16 protein-coding genes are annotated in these 16,607 nt (G+C 44.3%); 8 read left to right on the top strand and 8 right to left on the bottom strand.

What is annotated here, in order from left to right; translation table 11 throughout:
* Positions 1–29 precede the first annotated feature (29 nt).
* Both CXF86_RS05875 and CXF86_RS05870 read right to left on the bottom strand, forming a co-directional pair.
* Entirely contained in the window at positions 30–2,342 is a 2,313-nt protein-coding gene (locus CXF86_RS05875; protein WP_101093410.1) for a YgiQ family radical SAM protein, read from the bottom strand.
* Positions 2,343–2,580: 238 nt separating this feature from the next.
* Positions 2,581–2,979, bottom strand: coding sequence for an MAPEG family protein (locus CXF86_RS05870; RefSeq protein WP_101093411.1), 399 nt, complete (start codon positions 2,977–2,979; stop codon positions 2,581–2,583).
* A 221-nt stretch (positions 2,980–3,200) separates the two neighbouring features.
* On the opposite strand from CXF86_RS05870, the gene CXF86_RS05865 reads away from it, so the two are divergent.
* The gene (locus tag CXF86_RS05865; RefSeq protein WP_101093412.1) at positions 3,201–4,421 is read left to right on the top strand and encodes a threonine/serine exporter family protein; all 1,221 of its coding nucleotides are present in this window, start codon (positions 3,201–3,203) and stop codon (positions 4,419–4,421) included.
* A 181-nt stretch (positions 4,422–4,602) separates the two neighbouring features.
* A complete protein-coding gene (locus CXF86_RS05860) occupies positions 4,603–6,252 on the top strand; it encodes a BamA/TamA family outer membrane protein (protein ID WP_232775003.1) in 1,650 nt (549 codons plus the stop codon).
* Positions 6,253–6,262: 10 nt separating this feature from the next.
* On the opposite strand, the gene CXF86_RS05855 is transcribed toward CXF86_RS05860, so the two are convergent.
* Entirely contained in the window at positions 6,263–7,072 is an 810-nt protein-coding gene (locus CXF86_RS05855; protein ID WP_102038593.1) for a TolB family protein, read from the bottom strand.
* A gap of 21 nt (positions 7,073–7,093) precedes the next feature.
* Here CXF86_RS05855 and CXF86_RS05850 point away from each other — a divergent pair, with 21 nt between their 5' ends.
* A complete protein-coding gene (locus CXF86_RS05850; RefSeq protein ID WP_102038592.1) occupies positions 7,094–7,267 on the top strand; it encodes a GlyGly-CTERM sorting domain-containing protein in 174 nt (57 codons plus the stop codon).
* 137 nt (positions 7,268–7,404) lie between these two features.
* Here CXF86_RS05850 and CXF86_RS05845 read toward each other — a convergent pair whose 3' ends face one another.
* The 4 genes from CXF86_RS05845 to CXF86_RS05830 form a co-directional block, all read right to left on the bottom strand.
* Complete coding sequence (locus CXF86_RS05845) at positions 7,405–7,944, bottom strand: outer membrane beta-barrel protein (protein WP_102038591.1); 540 nt, start codon at positions 7,942–7,944, stop codon at positions 7,405–7,407.
* Between the two features lie 218 nt (positions 7,945–8,162).
* Positions 8,163–8,567, bottom strand: a complete 405-nt coding sequence (locus CXF86_RS05840) for a DMT family transporter (protein ID WP_257985301.1) — start codon at positions 8,565–8,567, stop codon at positions 8,163–8,165.
* A gap of 411 nt (positions 8,568–8,978) precedes the next feature.
* Positions 8,979–9,536: an S-(hydroxymethyl)glutathione synthase gene (gfa, locus tag CXF86_RS05835; RefSeq protein ID WP_102038589.1), complete on the bottom strand. Its 558-nt coding sequence runs from the start codon at positions 9,534–9,536 to the stop codon at positions 8,979–8,981.
* 53 nt (positions 9,537–9,589) lie between these two features.
* Positions 9,590–10,741, bottom strand: a complete 1,152-nt coding sequence (locus CXF86_RS05830; protein WP_102038588.1) for an iron-containing alcohol dehydrogenase — start codon at positions 10,739–10,741, stop codon at positions 9,590–9,592.
* Between the two features lie 310 nt (positions 10,742–11,051).
* Between CXF86_RS05830 and CXF86_RS05825 the strand changes: the two genes are divergently transcribed.
* From CXF86_RS05825 to CXF86_RS05805, 5 genes are all read left to right on the top strand, one after another.
* Entirely contained in the window at positions 11,052–11,921 is an 870-nt protein-coding gene (locus tag CXF86_RS05825; protein WP_102038587.1) for a LysR family transcriptional regulator, read from the top strand.
* Between the two features lie 295 nt (positions 11,922–12,216).
* Positions 12,217–13,425 (top strand): NAD(P)/FAD-dependent oxidoreductase, encoded by a 1,209-nt coding sequence (locus CXF86_RS05820; protein ID WP_102038586.1) that lies wholly within the window; start codon positions 12,217–12,219, stop codon positions 13,423–13,425.
* A 360-nt stretch (positions 13,426–13,785) separates the two neighbouring features.
* Positions 13,786–14,259 (top strand): hypothetical protein, encoded by a 474-nt coding sequence (locus tag CXF86_RS05815; protein WP_257985297.1) that lies wholly within the window; start codon positions 13,786–13,788, stop codon positions 14,257–14,259.
* Positions 14,260–14,396: 137 nt separating this feature from the next.
* A complete protein-coding gene (locus CXF86_RS05810) occupies positions 14,397–15,092 on the top strand; it encodes a HupE/UreJ family protein (protein WP_102038584.1) in 696 nt (231 codons plus the stop codon).
* A 74-nt stretch (positions 15,093–15,166) separates the two neighbouring features.
* Positions 15,167–15,826: a hypothetical protein gene (locus CXF86_RS05805; RefSeq protein WP_102038583.1), complete on the top strand. Its 660-nt coding sequence runs from the start codon at positions 15,167–15,169 to the stop codon at positions 15,824–15,826.
* A 110-nt stretch (positions 15,827–15,936) separates the two neighbouring features.
* Here the strand turns inward: CXF86_RS05805 and CXF86_RS05800 are convergent, their stop codons facing one another.
* Positions 15,937–16,404 (bottom strand): DUF6491 family protein, encoded by a 468-nt coding sequence (locus CXF86_RS05800; RefSeq protein ID WP_102038582.1) that lies wholly within the window; start codon positions 16,402–16,404, stop codon positions 15,937–15,939.
* Between the last annotated feature and the right edge of the window lie 203 nt (positions 16,405–16,607).

Genomic DNA, 16,607 nt, shown 5'->3' with positions numbered 1-16,607 from the left:
TTAGCTAGCACAGTGAAAGCGCGCAATTATTACCTTTGATGCTTTGGCGTGGTGCCCCAGACATTTTTCTTAACCGGACGCTGGCCAGCAGGTTGTGCTTTTGTTTGGGCAGTTTTCGCTTGCCCTGGCTTGTTAGCACCGCCAGTCTTGCCAGCGGCTTTCTTTGCTGTGCCGCCCTTCTTGCCATCTGCTTGCTTACGATCATCAAACTGATCGGCAGAAAAACGGGTGAAAGCTTTCTGACCTTTTCCATCATCTTTAGTGACGAGCTTCTTTTTACTGCGCAATGCTTCTCGCTCTTGACGCGATTCAGCAGGCACTAAGCATGATGGGCTGTTACCAATGAGCTTCTCTTTACCCATTTCAATCAAAGCTTCACGGATCATCGGCCAACCTAAAGGATCATGGTAGCGCAGCAAGGCTTTGTGCAGTTTACGTTGACGACCTTTTTTCGGTACCGTCACCTCTTCACTCGTATGCTTCACATTCTTTAGCGAGTTGAGTCCGGTATGATAAATCGTGGTGGCATTTGCCATCGGTGATGGATAGAAGTTCTGCACTTGATCCAGTTTGAATTTTTCACCTTTTAGCCACAATGCCAAGTTAACCATGTCTTCGTTGGTCGTGCCTGGATGCGCCGAGATAAAGTATGGGATCAGGTACTGTTTCTTACCCGCCTCTTTCGAATACTTATCAAAAAGCTCTTTAAATTTATCGTAACTACCCATGCCGGGCTTCATCATCTTGTTTAGCGGTCCATCCTCAGTATGCTCTGGCGCAATCTTAAGATAGCCACCCACGTGATGGGTTGCGAGCTCTTTAACGTAGCGGGGATCTTCACTTGCAAGATCATAGCGAACGCCCGAGGCGATCAATACTTTTTTAATGCCAGGAACATCGCGCGCAGCACGGTACAGATCGATGGTTGCTTGATGATCAGTATCTAAATGGCCACAAATAGCGGGGAATACACAGGATAGACGGCGGCAAGTACTCTCAGCTTTTACACTAGAGCAGCCTAAGCGATACATGTTAGCCGTTGGGCCACCAAGATCGGAGATGACCCCAGTAAAGCCAGGCACTTTCTGTTGAATATCTTTTATCTCTTTCACAATAGACTCTTGTGAACGACTTTGGATAATACGGCCTTCGTGCTCGGTAATAGAGCAGAAAGAACAACCGCCAAAACAACCACGCATGATATTGATTGAAGTCTTAATCATGTCGTAGGCAGGAATGATATCTTTGCCATACGATGGATGCGGCACACGTTTATAGGCTAAATCGAATACGCCATCCATCTCGTCAGTATTCAGTGGCCATGCCGGTGGATTGACCCAAATAGCACGCTCAGCATGTTTTTGAAACAGCGCTCGAGCACAACCTGGGTTTTGCTCTTGATGCAAAATACGCGAAGCGTGGGCATATAGAAATTTGTCTTCTGAAACCTTTTCAAAGCTTGGCAGTAACACATAGGTCTTTTCCCAAGGCTTAGGTCTGGCAGGTTGCACACTAATGGCTTTAGGGGCGTCGTTATCAAATATCTTCTCATCCGTTGGGCCTGAGAGATTTTTGCAACCCACGTCATCGGCACCATAAGGATTCGGGATTGGCTCAATTTTATGTAGCTGATCGAGCTTGCGCGAATCCATCCCCTTCCACTCAGGCAGTGGCTCTTTACGGATCACGGTTGTACCGCGAATATCATGTAGCTGACCGATAGGCTCGCCACTGGCTAAACGGTGCGACAACTCCACCAGCGGGCGCTCAGCATTACCGTAAACTAAGATGTCAGCTTTGGCGTCTAAGATGACACTGCGACGCACTTTGTCTGACCAGTAATCGTAATGTGCTATTCGGCGTAGACTCGCCTCAATACCGCCAATCACGACAGGCACTTGCTTGAAGGCTTCTTTACAACGTTGGGCATAAACAGTCACGGCGCGATCAGGACGTTTACCCCCTAAGTTGCCCGCGGTGTAGGCATCGTCATGACGCATACGACGCTCAGCGGTGTAACGGTTGATCATCGAATCCATGTTGCCCGCAGTAATGCCAAAATAAAGATTAGGTTTACCTAACTTCATGAATTCATTTTTGTTAGACCAATCTGGCTGCGAGATGATCCCGACTCTAAAGCCTTGGGCTTCGAGCATGCGGCCAATAACAGCCATACCAAAGCTTGGGTGATCCACATACGCATCACCGGTAACAATAATAATATCGCAGCTATCCCAACCTAACTTGTCCATCTCTTTGCGGGACATAGGTAAAAACGGCGCCGGGCGAGTAAGCTCAGGGCGATACTTGGAATGAGTAAATAATGTGGATTCTACTTGCATGGATTAGACAGCCTAACTTAGAAACAAAAAATACGGGTTAAACGCCCCGATTCTAGCTCACATCGGGGACGCGGAGTATAACAGGCTCCGCGCCGCAGGTGTGACTAAAAAAGCATCAATACGATGCTTTTTTTAGTATAGTCTATATGCCCTTTAATTGGCTGTGGGTATTGCTAGGCGGGACTTGTCACCTTATAGATAGTCAATATCTACCCCCTGCTGAACGCTATCTGCAGGGTTAAAGACTCGCTACAAATGCAACAAGATTCACCACCACTAAGCCCACTAAAACTGCCCATGTCATCAGTACTCCCCAGAAGCGGCCAAAGTGATAACCCCCCTTGCCTTGGGTTAAACCGATGGCATGCATCAAGCGTGACACAATCCAAAGCGTACCAAAAATATGCAATACCGCGGCGCTAGTACCGTTACTTTCGGCAACCACAAATAACAACATCGCTATCGGTGCGTTCTCGAGTAAATTTTCATGCACCCGACAAGCAAGACTCAGTGGCTCGTTACCAGCAGTACCAATGCCAATTTTATGTGTTTTTCTTATTTTTATGACTCGATAGGCTAACGCTATAACGAGTAATGCAGTAAGGCTAATATACAGACCTGATATCGCGAGTGGCATGGAACATCCTACTTGTAATTATGATTAACGACACAGCATTACAATTTATGAACATTAAGTAAATAAATCGCAACTTTTTTTGAGCAAATCAGGTAAGATGCGCTCGTCAAGAATCAGCCAATAAATAGTGGTGCATTGCAGCGATATATAAGCTCAATGAGACCGTGTTTATTGATAATAATTAAGCCTTACAATTAAGACATAAATAGCGAATAGCCATTGTGAACAATCAAGAGTTTCTAGAAAAGCGACGTTTTATCATTCGACTCGGTAAAGCACTGCATAAGTTTGGTACGCCCGCCTACCGGCTTGAAACACACCTGCAAGCAGTGTCAAAACTGCTTGGTATAGAGGGTTATTTCTTGGTGTCGCCAACAGCAATGACATTCGTGCTGCAGCACGATGAAGATCAAGAATATAATCACGTGGCACGGGTTAACCCAGGTGAACTCGATTTAGGCTCATTAGCGCGAACCGACGAACTCGTTGAAGAGCTAATGTCTGGCAAACGCACATTAACCGAATCACTTGAGCGCTTAGAAGAGATATCCAACAAGCCTAACCCTTACGGTACAGCCTTAACACTATTGGCTTTTGGCAGCTCAGCCGGTGCCTTTGCCATGTTAATGGGCACCAGTTGGAACGATGTTTTTTGGTCAGGTATATTAGGCCTTATGGTTTACGGCTTGGTCTATCGCGCTGAACGCTCTAAACGTATGGCTGAGATGCTTGAACCCTTAGCCGCGATTTTGTGCGCAATTGCCGCATGCGGTATTGCTAAGTTTGATCCCAGTATGAACATTCCAGTGGTCATACTCTCAGGCATCATCATCTTTATTCCAGGTTTGGCATTAACACTCGGGTTAGCGGAGTTAGCCGCACGAGATCTCATCTCAGGTACAGCAAGGGTGATGGATGCATTCATGCTGCTATTTAAGCTCTATTTCGGGGTTATTCTTGGCTTAACAATAGGTAAAGCACTGTTTGGTGAAACCACCTATGTACCGCCTGAATCACTGCCTAAATGGGCCGTTTGGTCTGCTGTACCGATTCTTTCTATGGCACTCGTGATTATCTTTAAAGCGCGCATGAAAGACTCTCCTTGGGGGGTTCTTGCGGGGATTGTCGCCTTTTTCTCAGCCATGCTCGGCGGCATTTACTTTGGTGACTCTATTGGTATTTTCTTTGGTGCATTAGCGGTAGGCATATACTCAAATCTCTATGCTCGCTGGATGAAAGCACCCGCAACGATTGCGCTATTACAAGGTATCGTCATCTTAGTGCCGGGCAGCAAAACCTATATTGGTCTTAATACCTTAATTTTAGGTGAGACCATGTTTAATCAATCGCACCTTGGCACGCAGGTATTTCTTATTTTCATGTCTATTGTTGCTGGATTAATCTTTGCCAATGTCGCCGTACCACCCCGTCGCACCTTATAACTGTTTACGAGTTACAAATTAACACATGCGGGCGCATCAGCGCGCTCGCATCCTCTGCGTTATATTCGTCTATCCTCATGTAAAGCCATCATCTTATGCTTGACTAACCTGCCTGTTCCATGTGTTATAGCTATGTAATGTATTTGTAATCATCGTTATCTCATTAGGACTCCTCTAGCCTATGACTCGATTTAGCTGTTCGACGTTAGCCTTATTAACTTACGCACTGACCAGTGCGGTTGGTGCTGAAGAGATAACGACAAAAAAAGCAGACGCTAAACCTCAAGACTATGAACAAAAGAAGCATATCAACAGTATTGTCGTTAAAAGCAATGACATCTTTGATCTGTCTGACCCCGACACTTTCTTTATTCACCGCTGGGCCAACTACCTACATATCAATACTCGCGACTACGTCATTCGCGACAAACTCAGCTTTAAAGAAAATGAAAGTGTAAGCCAAAAAGACCTCGATGAAGTGCAACGAATATTACGCGCAGAGCCCTATATTCGTGATGCCGACATTCAGTTTGCTGAGCCCGCGCCAGATGCTGATGTCATCGATGATGGTGGTGAAAACATTCTGGTTGAAACGTGGGACAATTGGTCGTTATTACCCACGGTGAGTCTCGGCCGCAGCGGTGGTGAGAGTAAGTTTTCTATCGGTATTAAAGAGGATAATTTACTGGGTTTAGGGATCCGAACGCGCTTCAAGTACCAGTCTAATGCCGATCGTACTGGTTACAAATTTGCGATTGAAGCCCCCCTCAACTTTATCGAACATGCCACCATAGCGGCTGACTTTTACGATAACAGTGATGGTCAAGCGACCCATCTATACTTTAAGAAACCTTTCTACACACTTGATGGCAGCAATATGTACTCGGCTGAATATTTAGATGATCTCCGAGTCGATACCCTGAAACAAAACGGCCAGGAGTTTAATGAATTTGAGCATGCTGTTACCTACAATAGTGCCCGTTACGGCTGGCTATTAAATCGCAGCAGTGATGAGCTTTCCCGCATCATAACTGGACTCACTCAAGATAAGCATGAGTTTGATAATATAGAGGAGTATCCAGCATCAGAACTACCTCAAGATCGTGATTTTCTCTACCCTTGGGTAGCCTATCAATATCTACAAGATGACTTTAAAGTCCTCAACAACGTCCACCTCATTAACTATAACGAAGACTTTAATTTAGGTTGGCAACACTATGTCAAATTAGGACTTGAAACCCGCGATCTCAACGATGACTCCCCTGTTGGTTATCACATCAATTGGCAGTCTAGCCGTGGTTTCCAAGCTAAAGATCACTTACTGCTGCTAGAAATGGATGGCGAAGGTGTGTTTGCCACCACTCAAAAAGACTATTACAAGGTGAATGTTGCCGCTGAGTACTTCTACCATATCACCCCTAAGTGGACCGCTTATTCCAAACTCAGGCTCAGCACTTCGCAAAACAATTATATTGATAGGCCCTTCGCACTCGGTGATGACACTGGGATCCGTGGTTACCCTAACGACTATCAATATGGTGACAATCAATGGGCATTTACGGCTGAAGTCCGTAATTACCCCAATATTAATCTCTATCAATTAGCAGAGCTGGGCTGGGCAGCCTTTACCGATGTGGGTCAAGCAACGGGGGGCAATGATGGCAACAACGAGATCCCTGGCGTTATTGGAAGCGTCGGGATTGGTGCGAGGATCTACTCGTCTAAATCAAGTTATGGCAACGTTGCCCATATTGATTTCAGTGTTCCGTTTACCACTGGCGCAGAGGTGAATAGCTGGGAATGGCGCTTCTTGGTGAAAAACAGATTCTAATACTAAAATGCTAGTGACTTGCAGCTAACGACACACTGTAAATATCGGCATCATTAATTCCTAACATACTCACAACAATAGTATTGTCATCCCCTTTTGCCAACGCACGTTGTCCGCGAATACTCACAGCGGGTAAAGTAAATAGTAACTGCTGTTGATTATCAGCTGCTATCTCAATAATTTGATCGCTGATGTCGGAGCGCTTTAAAAAATACAGCGCATCATTTTGGTAAAAGAAACTACCCCAATCACTCGTCGACAGTTCGGCTGTTATCAGCCTTTCTTCACCACCATCATGAGGATGATAATAGATCCCAGCCTGGTTATCTCGGCTGTAATACAATCCACCAACGTTATCCTCAATACCATACTTTGCAGCATGCCCCACTACAAAATCAGATTGTTGCCTATCAAAATGATAGGCATAGAGACTCCAATGTCCACCTACATTTGATGAGTAATAGATCTTACTGCCATCATTAGAAAATGAAGGGTTTCTAACATCGCCTTCAATACCACTGATTTTAGTGGGCTCATCACCACCCACTAAACCTAAGTAGAGGTTGTAGTTCTTTGCCCCTTTCGGTTTTATAGGTAATACATATTGCTCGTCAATCGGTGATGCTGCTGGCACGCCAACAATCCCCTGCAGATGCGTCAGTTGTTTACTGCCAGTTTCTTGATTAACCCATAATTCCCAAGCACCGCTACGATTAGACAAAAAAAGCACCTCTTTCGAGCTCACCACGAACTGTCCAAACATGTCACGAGAAGACGACGCGAGCTGGTGTTTTACTTTGCCATCGGCTAATGAACGCACCGCAATATGCTCTTGAGATAGATGACGAGAGTAATACAAATTGTTGTTTTTTCGTTAATGGCTAGGCTGCTAGCTGAAGTGGTTGCTGTTGAACCTGAACTGACACAGTCAGACAGCGGTGGTGCAATGGGAGTGTCAGTCTTACTGCTTGGGTTATTCGGCTTACGTCGTCGTACGAAAAAGTCATCAACCTAAAGTAAGGTGGGCGCTATTTTGAAGTGATAACGCCCAAAACGTAAGGCTTTTTGTCAATTAGGATCGCTAGCTGAGGATCTTTTAGGGTTAATACTTTTGCCGACTGCATTACAGTCGGCTTTTTTCTGTCTTATTCACTAGAACTTATAATCAAGCGTCAAGTACACCTGCTGACTGTTATCAATAGTGATCCCATCGCGTTCATAATCTTGTTCTAGATAGCGATACCCGAGATCTGACGAAAAGTGTTCACTCCATTGATATTGCACACCCACTTGGCCACCCCAGACCAAATCAGTATCCGCACGTCCCGCAATTTTATTGTCATTAGCGCCTACGGTAACACCAGCAAATAAGTTAACGTCTTTATGGACTGGAATTAAATAATCATAAGAGAGCAACCAGCTATATTGCTCCTGCTTATAATCGTTGCCCGCTTGAGAGAATTCGTCCTCCATATAGCCAAAGGTACCCGTGATCCGATGCTGTTGCTCAATCAATATCCCCATTCGTCCTTGCCACGACATGTCTTCGGTGTCGTGTTGTATATTGCCGTCCACTTTATCGGTTTGATAACCCGCAGCCGCACCCACGAAAAATTCAACTTCAGCGGCATTTACGCTGCTGATGAGTAAACCGGAACATAGAACACCTGCTAGCATCGTCTTAATTTTCATTGTAAACCTCACTCATAACCTGATAAATAGAGAATCTTGTCGGTGTCATTATCGACGTTATGAATAGATTACCGATTCTCTACCGCATGAAAAAGTGCCTCACACCAACAAGTTTGTATCGAATAATGAGACAGTCAGCATATTGAGGCCACTAAAGAAAGCTGAGGTTAGCTTTATGCTTAAGGTTAAAATGAGATCAACGAGGTTAATGCTTTGAATCAGTGACTATGGCCTTGTGAGAAGTTAATCATCATTACGCCAGCAGCGACTAATCCCATACCGATCCACGCAGTGAGATCTAGATGTTGGCGGTAAAATAGTGCCGATAACAAGGTGACTGTCACTATGGCTAAACCCGCCCACAGTGCATGAACCACCCCCACAGGCATACCCTTCATAGCTTGGCCAAGAAAAATAAATGCCACCAAATGACCCAAAATAACCAATACGGCTGGCAATGGTCGACTAAAACCATCGGTCGCCTTTAACGCCACATGAGATAAGGCTTCAGCCATGACACCCAGTAATAGAAAGATCCAACTCATAATATAAGCCTTAGATGTAAAGTGTTCGGCAGGCAAAGCCCGCTGCATAGATTGAGATACTGAATTTGTGCTTAGTATATTGATAATGGATAGGATGATAATCAGCTAAAACTGCAAATCACTTTTACCAAATGGTAATAAACAGCTGCAATCAAAAACCAAGCATGAGCCGACAAATGAAACCATCAGTGCAAAGCATCAATACCCCAGCAGCTCCGCCCATACGCATTTAAGCTTCAACTCTTAAAAACTAAGACAATCCCATTTCGATGCGTCAAATATATTTATTAATTCAACAATAATAATCGGCCTGATCAACAAATATTTTTACCATTCAATATAAGAAAAAACGATAACACCGGTCTAGATGGCTGCTTTTTTTGGGGGGGCTAAGTAGGTTAAACCCCTGCCAATAGACATAAAAAAAGCACCGTAGCGCTTTTTTATAAAATCCACGATACCTATTTACTCAGTATCAATTAATGGCGCTTAGCTCTTGTTTGCAACGTGAGCAGCAATGGCATCCATCAATACTGGAGATAAGCAGTCATATGGCGCTAATCCCAAGTCAGTTAATGTATTGCGAACATCAGCCATAGCTTCAGGTGCCGTTCCTGACTCAATGATAGAAGAGACAAATGCAGCGAATTCAGGTGCTGACCAACCTTGCTGTTTAGATAACTCAGTATGGACAAAGTCTAAACCATAGAAAGGATGCTCAGCGTTTTCGATACGGCCGAACATGTGGGTGCCACACTCTTTACATGCATGACGCTGAATTGCCGCCGACGCGTCGACAATTTGTAATTTATCAGCATTAGCAGTCACGCTAACTTGGCTTTTAGCGACCACCGCTATCTGAGCAAACAGAGCGCCTTCAGGCTTCCAGCATTTGCTGCAACCGCAAACATGGTTATGTGCAGTTTGCGCTGAGACAGTCACTTCAACAGGATGGTGTGAACACTGGCAGTGCAATGATCCGCCGCTAAAACCTTCGGCTGTTGCTGAGATACCATTATCGACCAATGGGTGAATTAACGTTTTCATAATAATTATTCCAGATAAATGAGGCTAAGCCCTGCAGGACTTAGCAGAACGACTTACATCGCTTGTTTAAAAATATTGATGATCTCTTCAGTGCTAGCCTTTCTTGGATTGGTTAAAGAGCACGCATCGTTTAAGGCATTAATCGCCATAAATTCGAGTTTGTCCTGTTTAACTCCAAGATCAGCCAGCTTTTGGGCGGTACCAACTGAGGCTGAAAGTCTTTCTATTTCAACAATGCCAGCTTCTGCAGCATCAGCGGCATTCATGCCTGTTGTATCTACGCCCATTGCTTTAGCAACATCGGCAAATCTCTCACTGCTAACGACAGCATTGAAACGAGAAACGTATGGCAGCAAGATGGCATTACATAAGCCGTGCACTAAGTCATATACACCACCTAATTGGTGAGCCATTGAGTGCACATAACCCAGAGACGCGTTAGAGAAGGCCATACCAGCCAAATACTCTCCGTACTGCATCGCATCTCGCGCTGCACGGTCTTCGCCATTATCGACAGCCTGCTGCAAGTTCATTGAGATGAGCTCAATGGCCTTAATGGCTGACGCATCGGTTATGGGAGTCGCTGCAGTTGAAACATAAGCTTCAATCGCATGGGTTAATGCATCCATTCCCGTTGCAGCGGTAAGAAATTTAGGCATTGCCACCATAAGTTCTGAGTCATTGACGGCGATGATCGGCGTCAAATTTTTATCTACAATCGGGTATTTAGTCTCATCTTCTTCATTGGTAACAATGGCAAAAATGGTCATTTCAGCAGCTGTCCCAGCAGTGGTATTGACGGTAACCAACGGCAATTGAGGCTTCGCAGATAAATGCACACCTTTAGAGTAATCACGAATATGACCACCATTGGCAGCGACTAAGGCGATGCCTTTAGCACAATCGTGAGAAGAGCCACCACCGAATGAAACGACAAAGTCACAGTCTTGAATTTTAAGTATCTCAAGACCTTGCTCAATATTTTTCTCTGTCGGGTTAGGCTGTACACCATCAAAGATGGCAAATGCGATATCGTGAGCAGATAACTCATCGGTTAGTCTGTCGACGAGTTTAATATCGACTAATGCCTTATCGGTTACGATTAGCGCTTTTTTAAAGTTTCTCGCCTGTAGTTCGCTCCCTAATTGCTTGATGGCATCGGGTCCCATCATCGACATCGGAGGCATATAGAATGTTGTGCTCATTTTGACTTCCTTAATTTAAATAAAAACTTACAGTCTCTTTACTGATATGTTGGATGACTACAAACTGAGACTGGATGACATCTTTGTCATTCGATGGCAGTGATTATATTCCTTACCCACTAGTTGATAATCCCACTTTTTAACAAATTACTTTTTACAGTGAGTAATAATAAATCTCACTTAAATACCCAGTTTGGTGCTAGAAATAGCGATTAGCCGTTTTAAATAAGATGTGATTTTGAATTGCATTTAGGCTGAATTTGGTAATAATTAAGGGATATTTAGCAAAGATAATTTCTTGAGAGTAATAATGTTTAATTGGGAAGGTGTCAGTGAGTTTGTTGCAGTAGCCGAAGCCGAAAGCTTTACCAAGGCATCACAACGACTAGGGATTTCGACAGCTCAAGTCAGCAGGCAGATCAGCGCATTAGAAATTCGGCTCGCTTCAAAGCTGTTTCATCGCACCACAAGAAAAGTATCGGTGACCGAAGTTGGCAGGATCTATTATCAACATTGTCGACAAGTGCTCGATGGATTAGAAGAAGCAGAGCGAGCGATCACTAATCTGCAAACGACCCCTAGAGGATTGCTAAAAATTACCGCTCCCTTCACCTATGGTGAAAAAACCATTGCGCCTTTGATCAATGACTTTGCCGTGCTGTATCCAGAACTGGAGATTAAACTCATCCTCAGTAATCAAAGGATTGATTTAATCGACGAAGGATACGATCTTGCCATCCGGCTCGGGCAACTAGAAGACTCGAGTATGATGGCTAAGAAGCTAAGTACGCGAACCCAGTATGTTTGTGCATCACCCGCTTATCTTTCCACTTATGGCATTCCCCACACATTGTCGGAACTAGAAAAACATAATTGTTTGCTCGGCACTATGGATTATTGGCGTTTTCAAGAAAATGGCAAAACCAGAAATGTACGCGTAAGCGGTTCACTCAGTTGTAACAATGGCCACGCTTTAGTGGATGCGGCAATTAAAGGCATTGGCATCGTACAACTACCCGATTTTTATGTCGCCCGCTTTTTAAAAGACAAACAACTGGTGGCACTGCTTGAGCATAACCGCCAACCTGAAGAAGGGATCTGGGCGCTCTATCCGCAAAATCGTCACCTCTCACCTAAAGTGCGCATGCTGTTGGACTACCTGGGTAACGCCCTCAAATAGACACTTTACCGCACCCTATACTGACCTCTAGCTTAGGCTACTGGTCAGTTGCCATTATTAACAACAAAGCCAAAGTAATTACTTTCAATAACTTAGTTCCTACAAGGCGTTGATTGTTACTGTGTCGCAAAAGTAATTTACCTTTTAAGCTAATTGTTCCAAATATGATGATAACTATAATGAGCGCCATCTAATGCCCTGAGGACGAGCAGATACCTAGGGTATACCGCTGAAGTCACCTGGCGCTTGTTACACATTATTGCAGCACCAAATTGCGGTGCACTGAGGAATTGTTATGTCTCGTATCGTTATTGTTGGCGGCGGCGCTGCTGGTCTAGAAATCGCTAGCCTTTTAGGCCGTTCGGTCAATAGTCAAGATGAGGTGGTACTGGTAGAAGGAGAGACTCATCACTACTGGAAACCTCGCTTCCATGAGATAGCCGCAGGTACCTTTGACAGTGACCTCGACAGCCTTTGCTATTTCAGCCATGGCGCAAAGAATGGCTATATGCATTACCAAGCATGGATGACTGATATCGAACGCTCAGAAAAGCAATTAGTGCTGCGTAAACCCAATGGTGAAGTCGACAAACTCGCATACGATTACTTAGTGATTGCCATCGGTGCCATTAGCAACGACTTTGCCACCTTAGGAGCGAAAGAGCATTGCTTATTCCTCGATACACCAGCGCAAGCTCGAGACAGCTGGCATCAAATCAGTACCTTGCTGCGTTCGGGTAAAGAACGCACAATTAATATCGTCGGTGCGGGAGCGACTGGACTTGAAGTCGCCGCGGAGTTAGCAAAAGTGAGCGCTAAACTAGCCAATAACCCTTATGCCGCTACGCTCAACATCAATCTGATTGAAGCTGCCGATAGAGTGTTGCCTAACAGCCCTTTGAAAATGTCACAGCAAGCGCAAAAGCGACTAGAAGAGTATAACGTCAACATCCTGCTCAATACCCGCATCGCCAGTGTTGAAGCAAGTTGCATGACCACCAGCAAAGGCTCAGTCCTTGATGCTGAAGTACAGTTTTGGGCCGCCGGAATTAAAGCGCCAGACTGGCTAAAAAACATCGGCGGCTTACAGAGTAATAATGCTAATCAGCTGATCGTTGAGCAATCACTGGCAACCACAGCAGACCCATCTATTTTTGCCCTAGGTGATTGCGCTGCGATCCCGCAGGTTGGTGGCACTCAAGTTCCACCCAAAGCACAGGCAGCCAATCGCGCCGCGGTGCACTTAGCAAAAAACCTAGTGGCACATTTAGAGGGTAAACCGCTAAAACCTTTCGTCTATAAAGATGGCGGAATGGTGGTTGCGATTGGACATGACTTCGCCATCAGCACCATGATGAACGATCGGTTAGTGTTAAAAGGCCGCTTAGTACGCCGGCTGTACGATACAATTTTCCGCTTACATCAAAAAACGGTTAGTGGCCTATTTACCATGTCACGACTGATTATTATCAAACGCTTGAAGTGTATATTTAAGCCCGCTTAAAGCAGGTAAAGCCTGAATATTGAATATAAAAAAGGCGGCTAACGCCTCCTTTTTTATGAGTAAATGTAAATTCGTTTACTCACTAAGTCTTACCGCGCATTAGTCGCTAACCACTGCACCAGCAAACTCATAAGCAGCCGCAAACACATATTTTCTTCGCTCGTTCGTACTCTCTACTCATGTTGTTAGGCACTGTTGTGCCAAGAGCGTTGGCGACCAACCGCTTTACTTTAATCAGCTTGCTGCGGCAGTCGCCTAGGCTGGATTGTGGGTCAGTAAAACTAAGGCAATAGCTTTGTCGTCGGGAAATACTAGCGGTTTGAGCTCCAATCTGATTTAATCTCGATTGCTATATTCTCTTTGAGACGAAACAAACTGAGCAGTACAACCATCAAGGTAAAGTTAGCCATAGCCGCTACACACCAATCCAGAACAACATTAGCCATCATGCTGGTGCTGTTGCTGTGCCAGTTTTTTGTGATGAATTCAGCTTATTCAGTACAGTACCCCAATGGTAAACACCCTATGGGTAGCAGTGTTAGCCATCATCATAGCCATGAGAATGTGCATGCAACCTTTGCTCATGTGCACGATGTAGAAGCCCTGCCCGCTTTTAATTCCACCGAATTAATTGCCGATTTAGACGGCACTGATATTGTTTTTGCTAGCGACAGTAGCGAGCATGATCATAACAACCACTCACACACGCCATCACACCCGCCCTTTGAGTCGACCTTTAACAGCGATTTTTATCAGGCAGGCACTGTCGGCGACAATGATGTGCTTTATAACAACTACCGATACGCACCACCCAATCCCCCTCCACACTGCTAATTATTTATCTTTTAAATGACGGCTTGGTTAACTATTTCCAAGTCGTTTAGCGATAGATCCATTTTGCGCCTCTTTGACTGACTACATTCAGTCTGTGATTCATGCGCTTAATAAAATAAATAATTGGAGTACATGTAATGAGCCAACCATTGGCTAACACCATAAGACTTATGGTGATTTTTTTGGGGTTATTGGCCTCTTTTTCTCTTTTTGCTCACGGCGTAGATGAAGGTACCAAGCAGTTTTTAGCCGCTAATCAAGGGGTTTCTATTCTGCCCTTTATCTATATCGGTGCTAAGCATATGGTCACTGGATATGACCATTTACTGTTTTTAGTCGGCGTGATTTTTTTCCTTTATCGCACTAGAGACGTGTTGCTATACGTCAGTCTATTTACCATCGGCCATAGCATTACCTTGTTATACGGTGTGTTTTACGACATTCAGGTAAATCCTTATCTTATCGATGCGATTATTGGATTTTCAATTGTCTATAAAGGATTTGATAACTTAGGTGGATTCAAGCGCGTTTTTGGTTTCCAGCCCAACACCAAAGTCGCGGTAATGATCTTTGGTCTATTCCATGGCTTTGGGCTGGCCACTAAAATCCAAGAATTCAATCTACCTAAAGAGGGGTTAATGACGAATATTATTGCCTTTAACGTCGGCGTAGAAATTGGGCAATTTTTAGCGCTAGGCGTTGTACTCATTATGATGAGCTTTTGGCGCAGGCATCAAAGTTATCTCAAGTTTTCAACTGCGGCCAACACACTACTCATGAGTGGTGGATTGATGTTAGTCGGCTTTCAACTCACTGGATACTTTATCAATTAAAACAGATTTTTGAGTCGCTACCACAGAAAAAAACAGCTCAATACGCATGCGTAAATACAAATTTAGGAACAACAATGACACAGCAAACAGACAACCAAGCAACTAACACCGAGAGCAACTCACTCAGTGCACCAGTCCACTCTAACGCCACCTTACTGAAAGCGAGTATTGTCGCAACCGTCATTGCTGCGGTTGTATTGGTCACGGCTATTTTACCTGCCGAGTACAACATTGACCCAACAGGTATTGGTCAATCGTTAGGGCTAACAAAAATAGCCACTGCGGCGATAGAACCAGTGATCGCGAGTACATCAAGTATTAAAGCCGGGCCAGGCGTAATGGTAAGTTCAAGCTCTATTGTGATAAACGATGCGCCCTCAGTGGCAGAGATCAAACAAACTCGTACAGAAATGATGGGGCTACGCCAAGATACGGTCGACATCATTATTGCGGCGGGTAAAGGTTTAGAATATAAACTACTGATGAATGAAGGAGCCCATTTAGAATATGAATGGCGCACCAATGGCGCACCCTTGTATTTTGATTTTCACGGCGAACCTCAAGGTGATAAAACAGGTTTCTTTGAAAGTTTTACTATCACCACATCCGATCAAGTGAAGGGGACGCTGACCACGCCTTTTGCAGGTGCGCACGGATGGTATTGGAAAAACAAAACCAGTGAGCCAATTACGGTGACACTTACTACTAAAGGCGCTTACCTTATTAAAGGCTAATGTGGCCTTAGTTAATATCCCCTAGGAATGGTCTGCAGTAAAAAGCCCGCCTATCGACTGATAGACGGGCTTTTTTATAGATTGATTCCACTCAGCGGTAAGTTGCCACTTTAATTGCCGCTAGTACTATTCGCCTCAGATTTTTTATTTTCTAACTTTTTCTCATCAACAGAGAAAGCGAGGATTTGTTGCTTTATAAGCTCTTTCTCCGCTTTATCTTTTATGCGGTACATGCGCTTAATATTGTATTTAAGCTGTGGGTTATCTCGAGTTGAGACACTATCAAAGCCAACTTCGACCTTACCAAGGGTTGATGTAATGAGTAATCCTTGGGCAAACTTAAGATCATTATTACCACCATTTAAAATCAACAGATAGATCTCTCTTGGCCTGCTATTGACTATCAGCGAATACTTATCGATCTCTTCCCAACCATCCATTCTAAAATTATCAATGGAATTAACTTGCTCTAACTCAGGAAACTCATACATTGCCGCCCGCTCTTTTGAAGCTTCCGTTGCTGCACAACCCGCTAAAACTATCGCAAGGCCAATCACAATTATATTCCATAGTTTCATTGTTATCTCCTTATATGAATTAGCTTAACTCTAGCGCTAAAATAACAGAGTGCAAACACTCGCCATTCAGGCCCATAAAGCATGTAAAACACCAACCATGATCACTTTTATTGCTTGTCCTAAAAAAACAAAGTCCATGAGGTGTACTTTTTTATCGAAAGGCTTGCTAAATGAACCACTAATAAGGTGAGCGATTCAGAGGG

The sequence above is a fragment of the Shewanella sp. GutCb genome (assembly GCF_002836135.1).
Lineage (GTDB): Bacteria > Pseudomonadota > Gammaproteobacteria > Enterobacterales > Shewanellaceae > Shewanella.
Note: the sequence above shows the minus strand (reverse complement) of the source record. Positions and strands in the feature narration are given on the sequence as shown.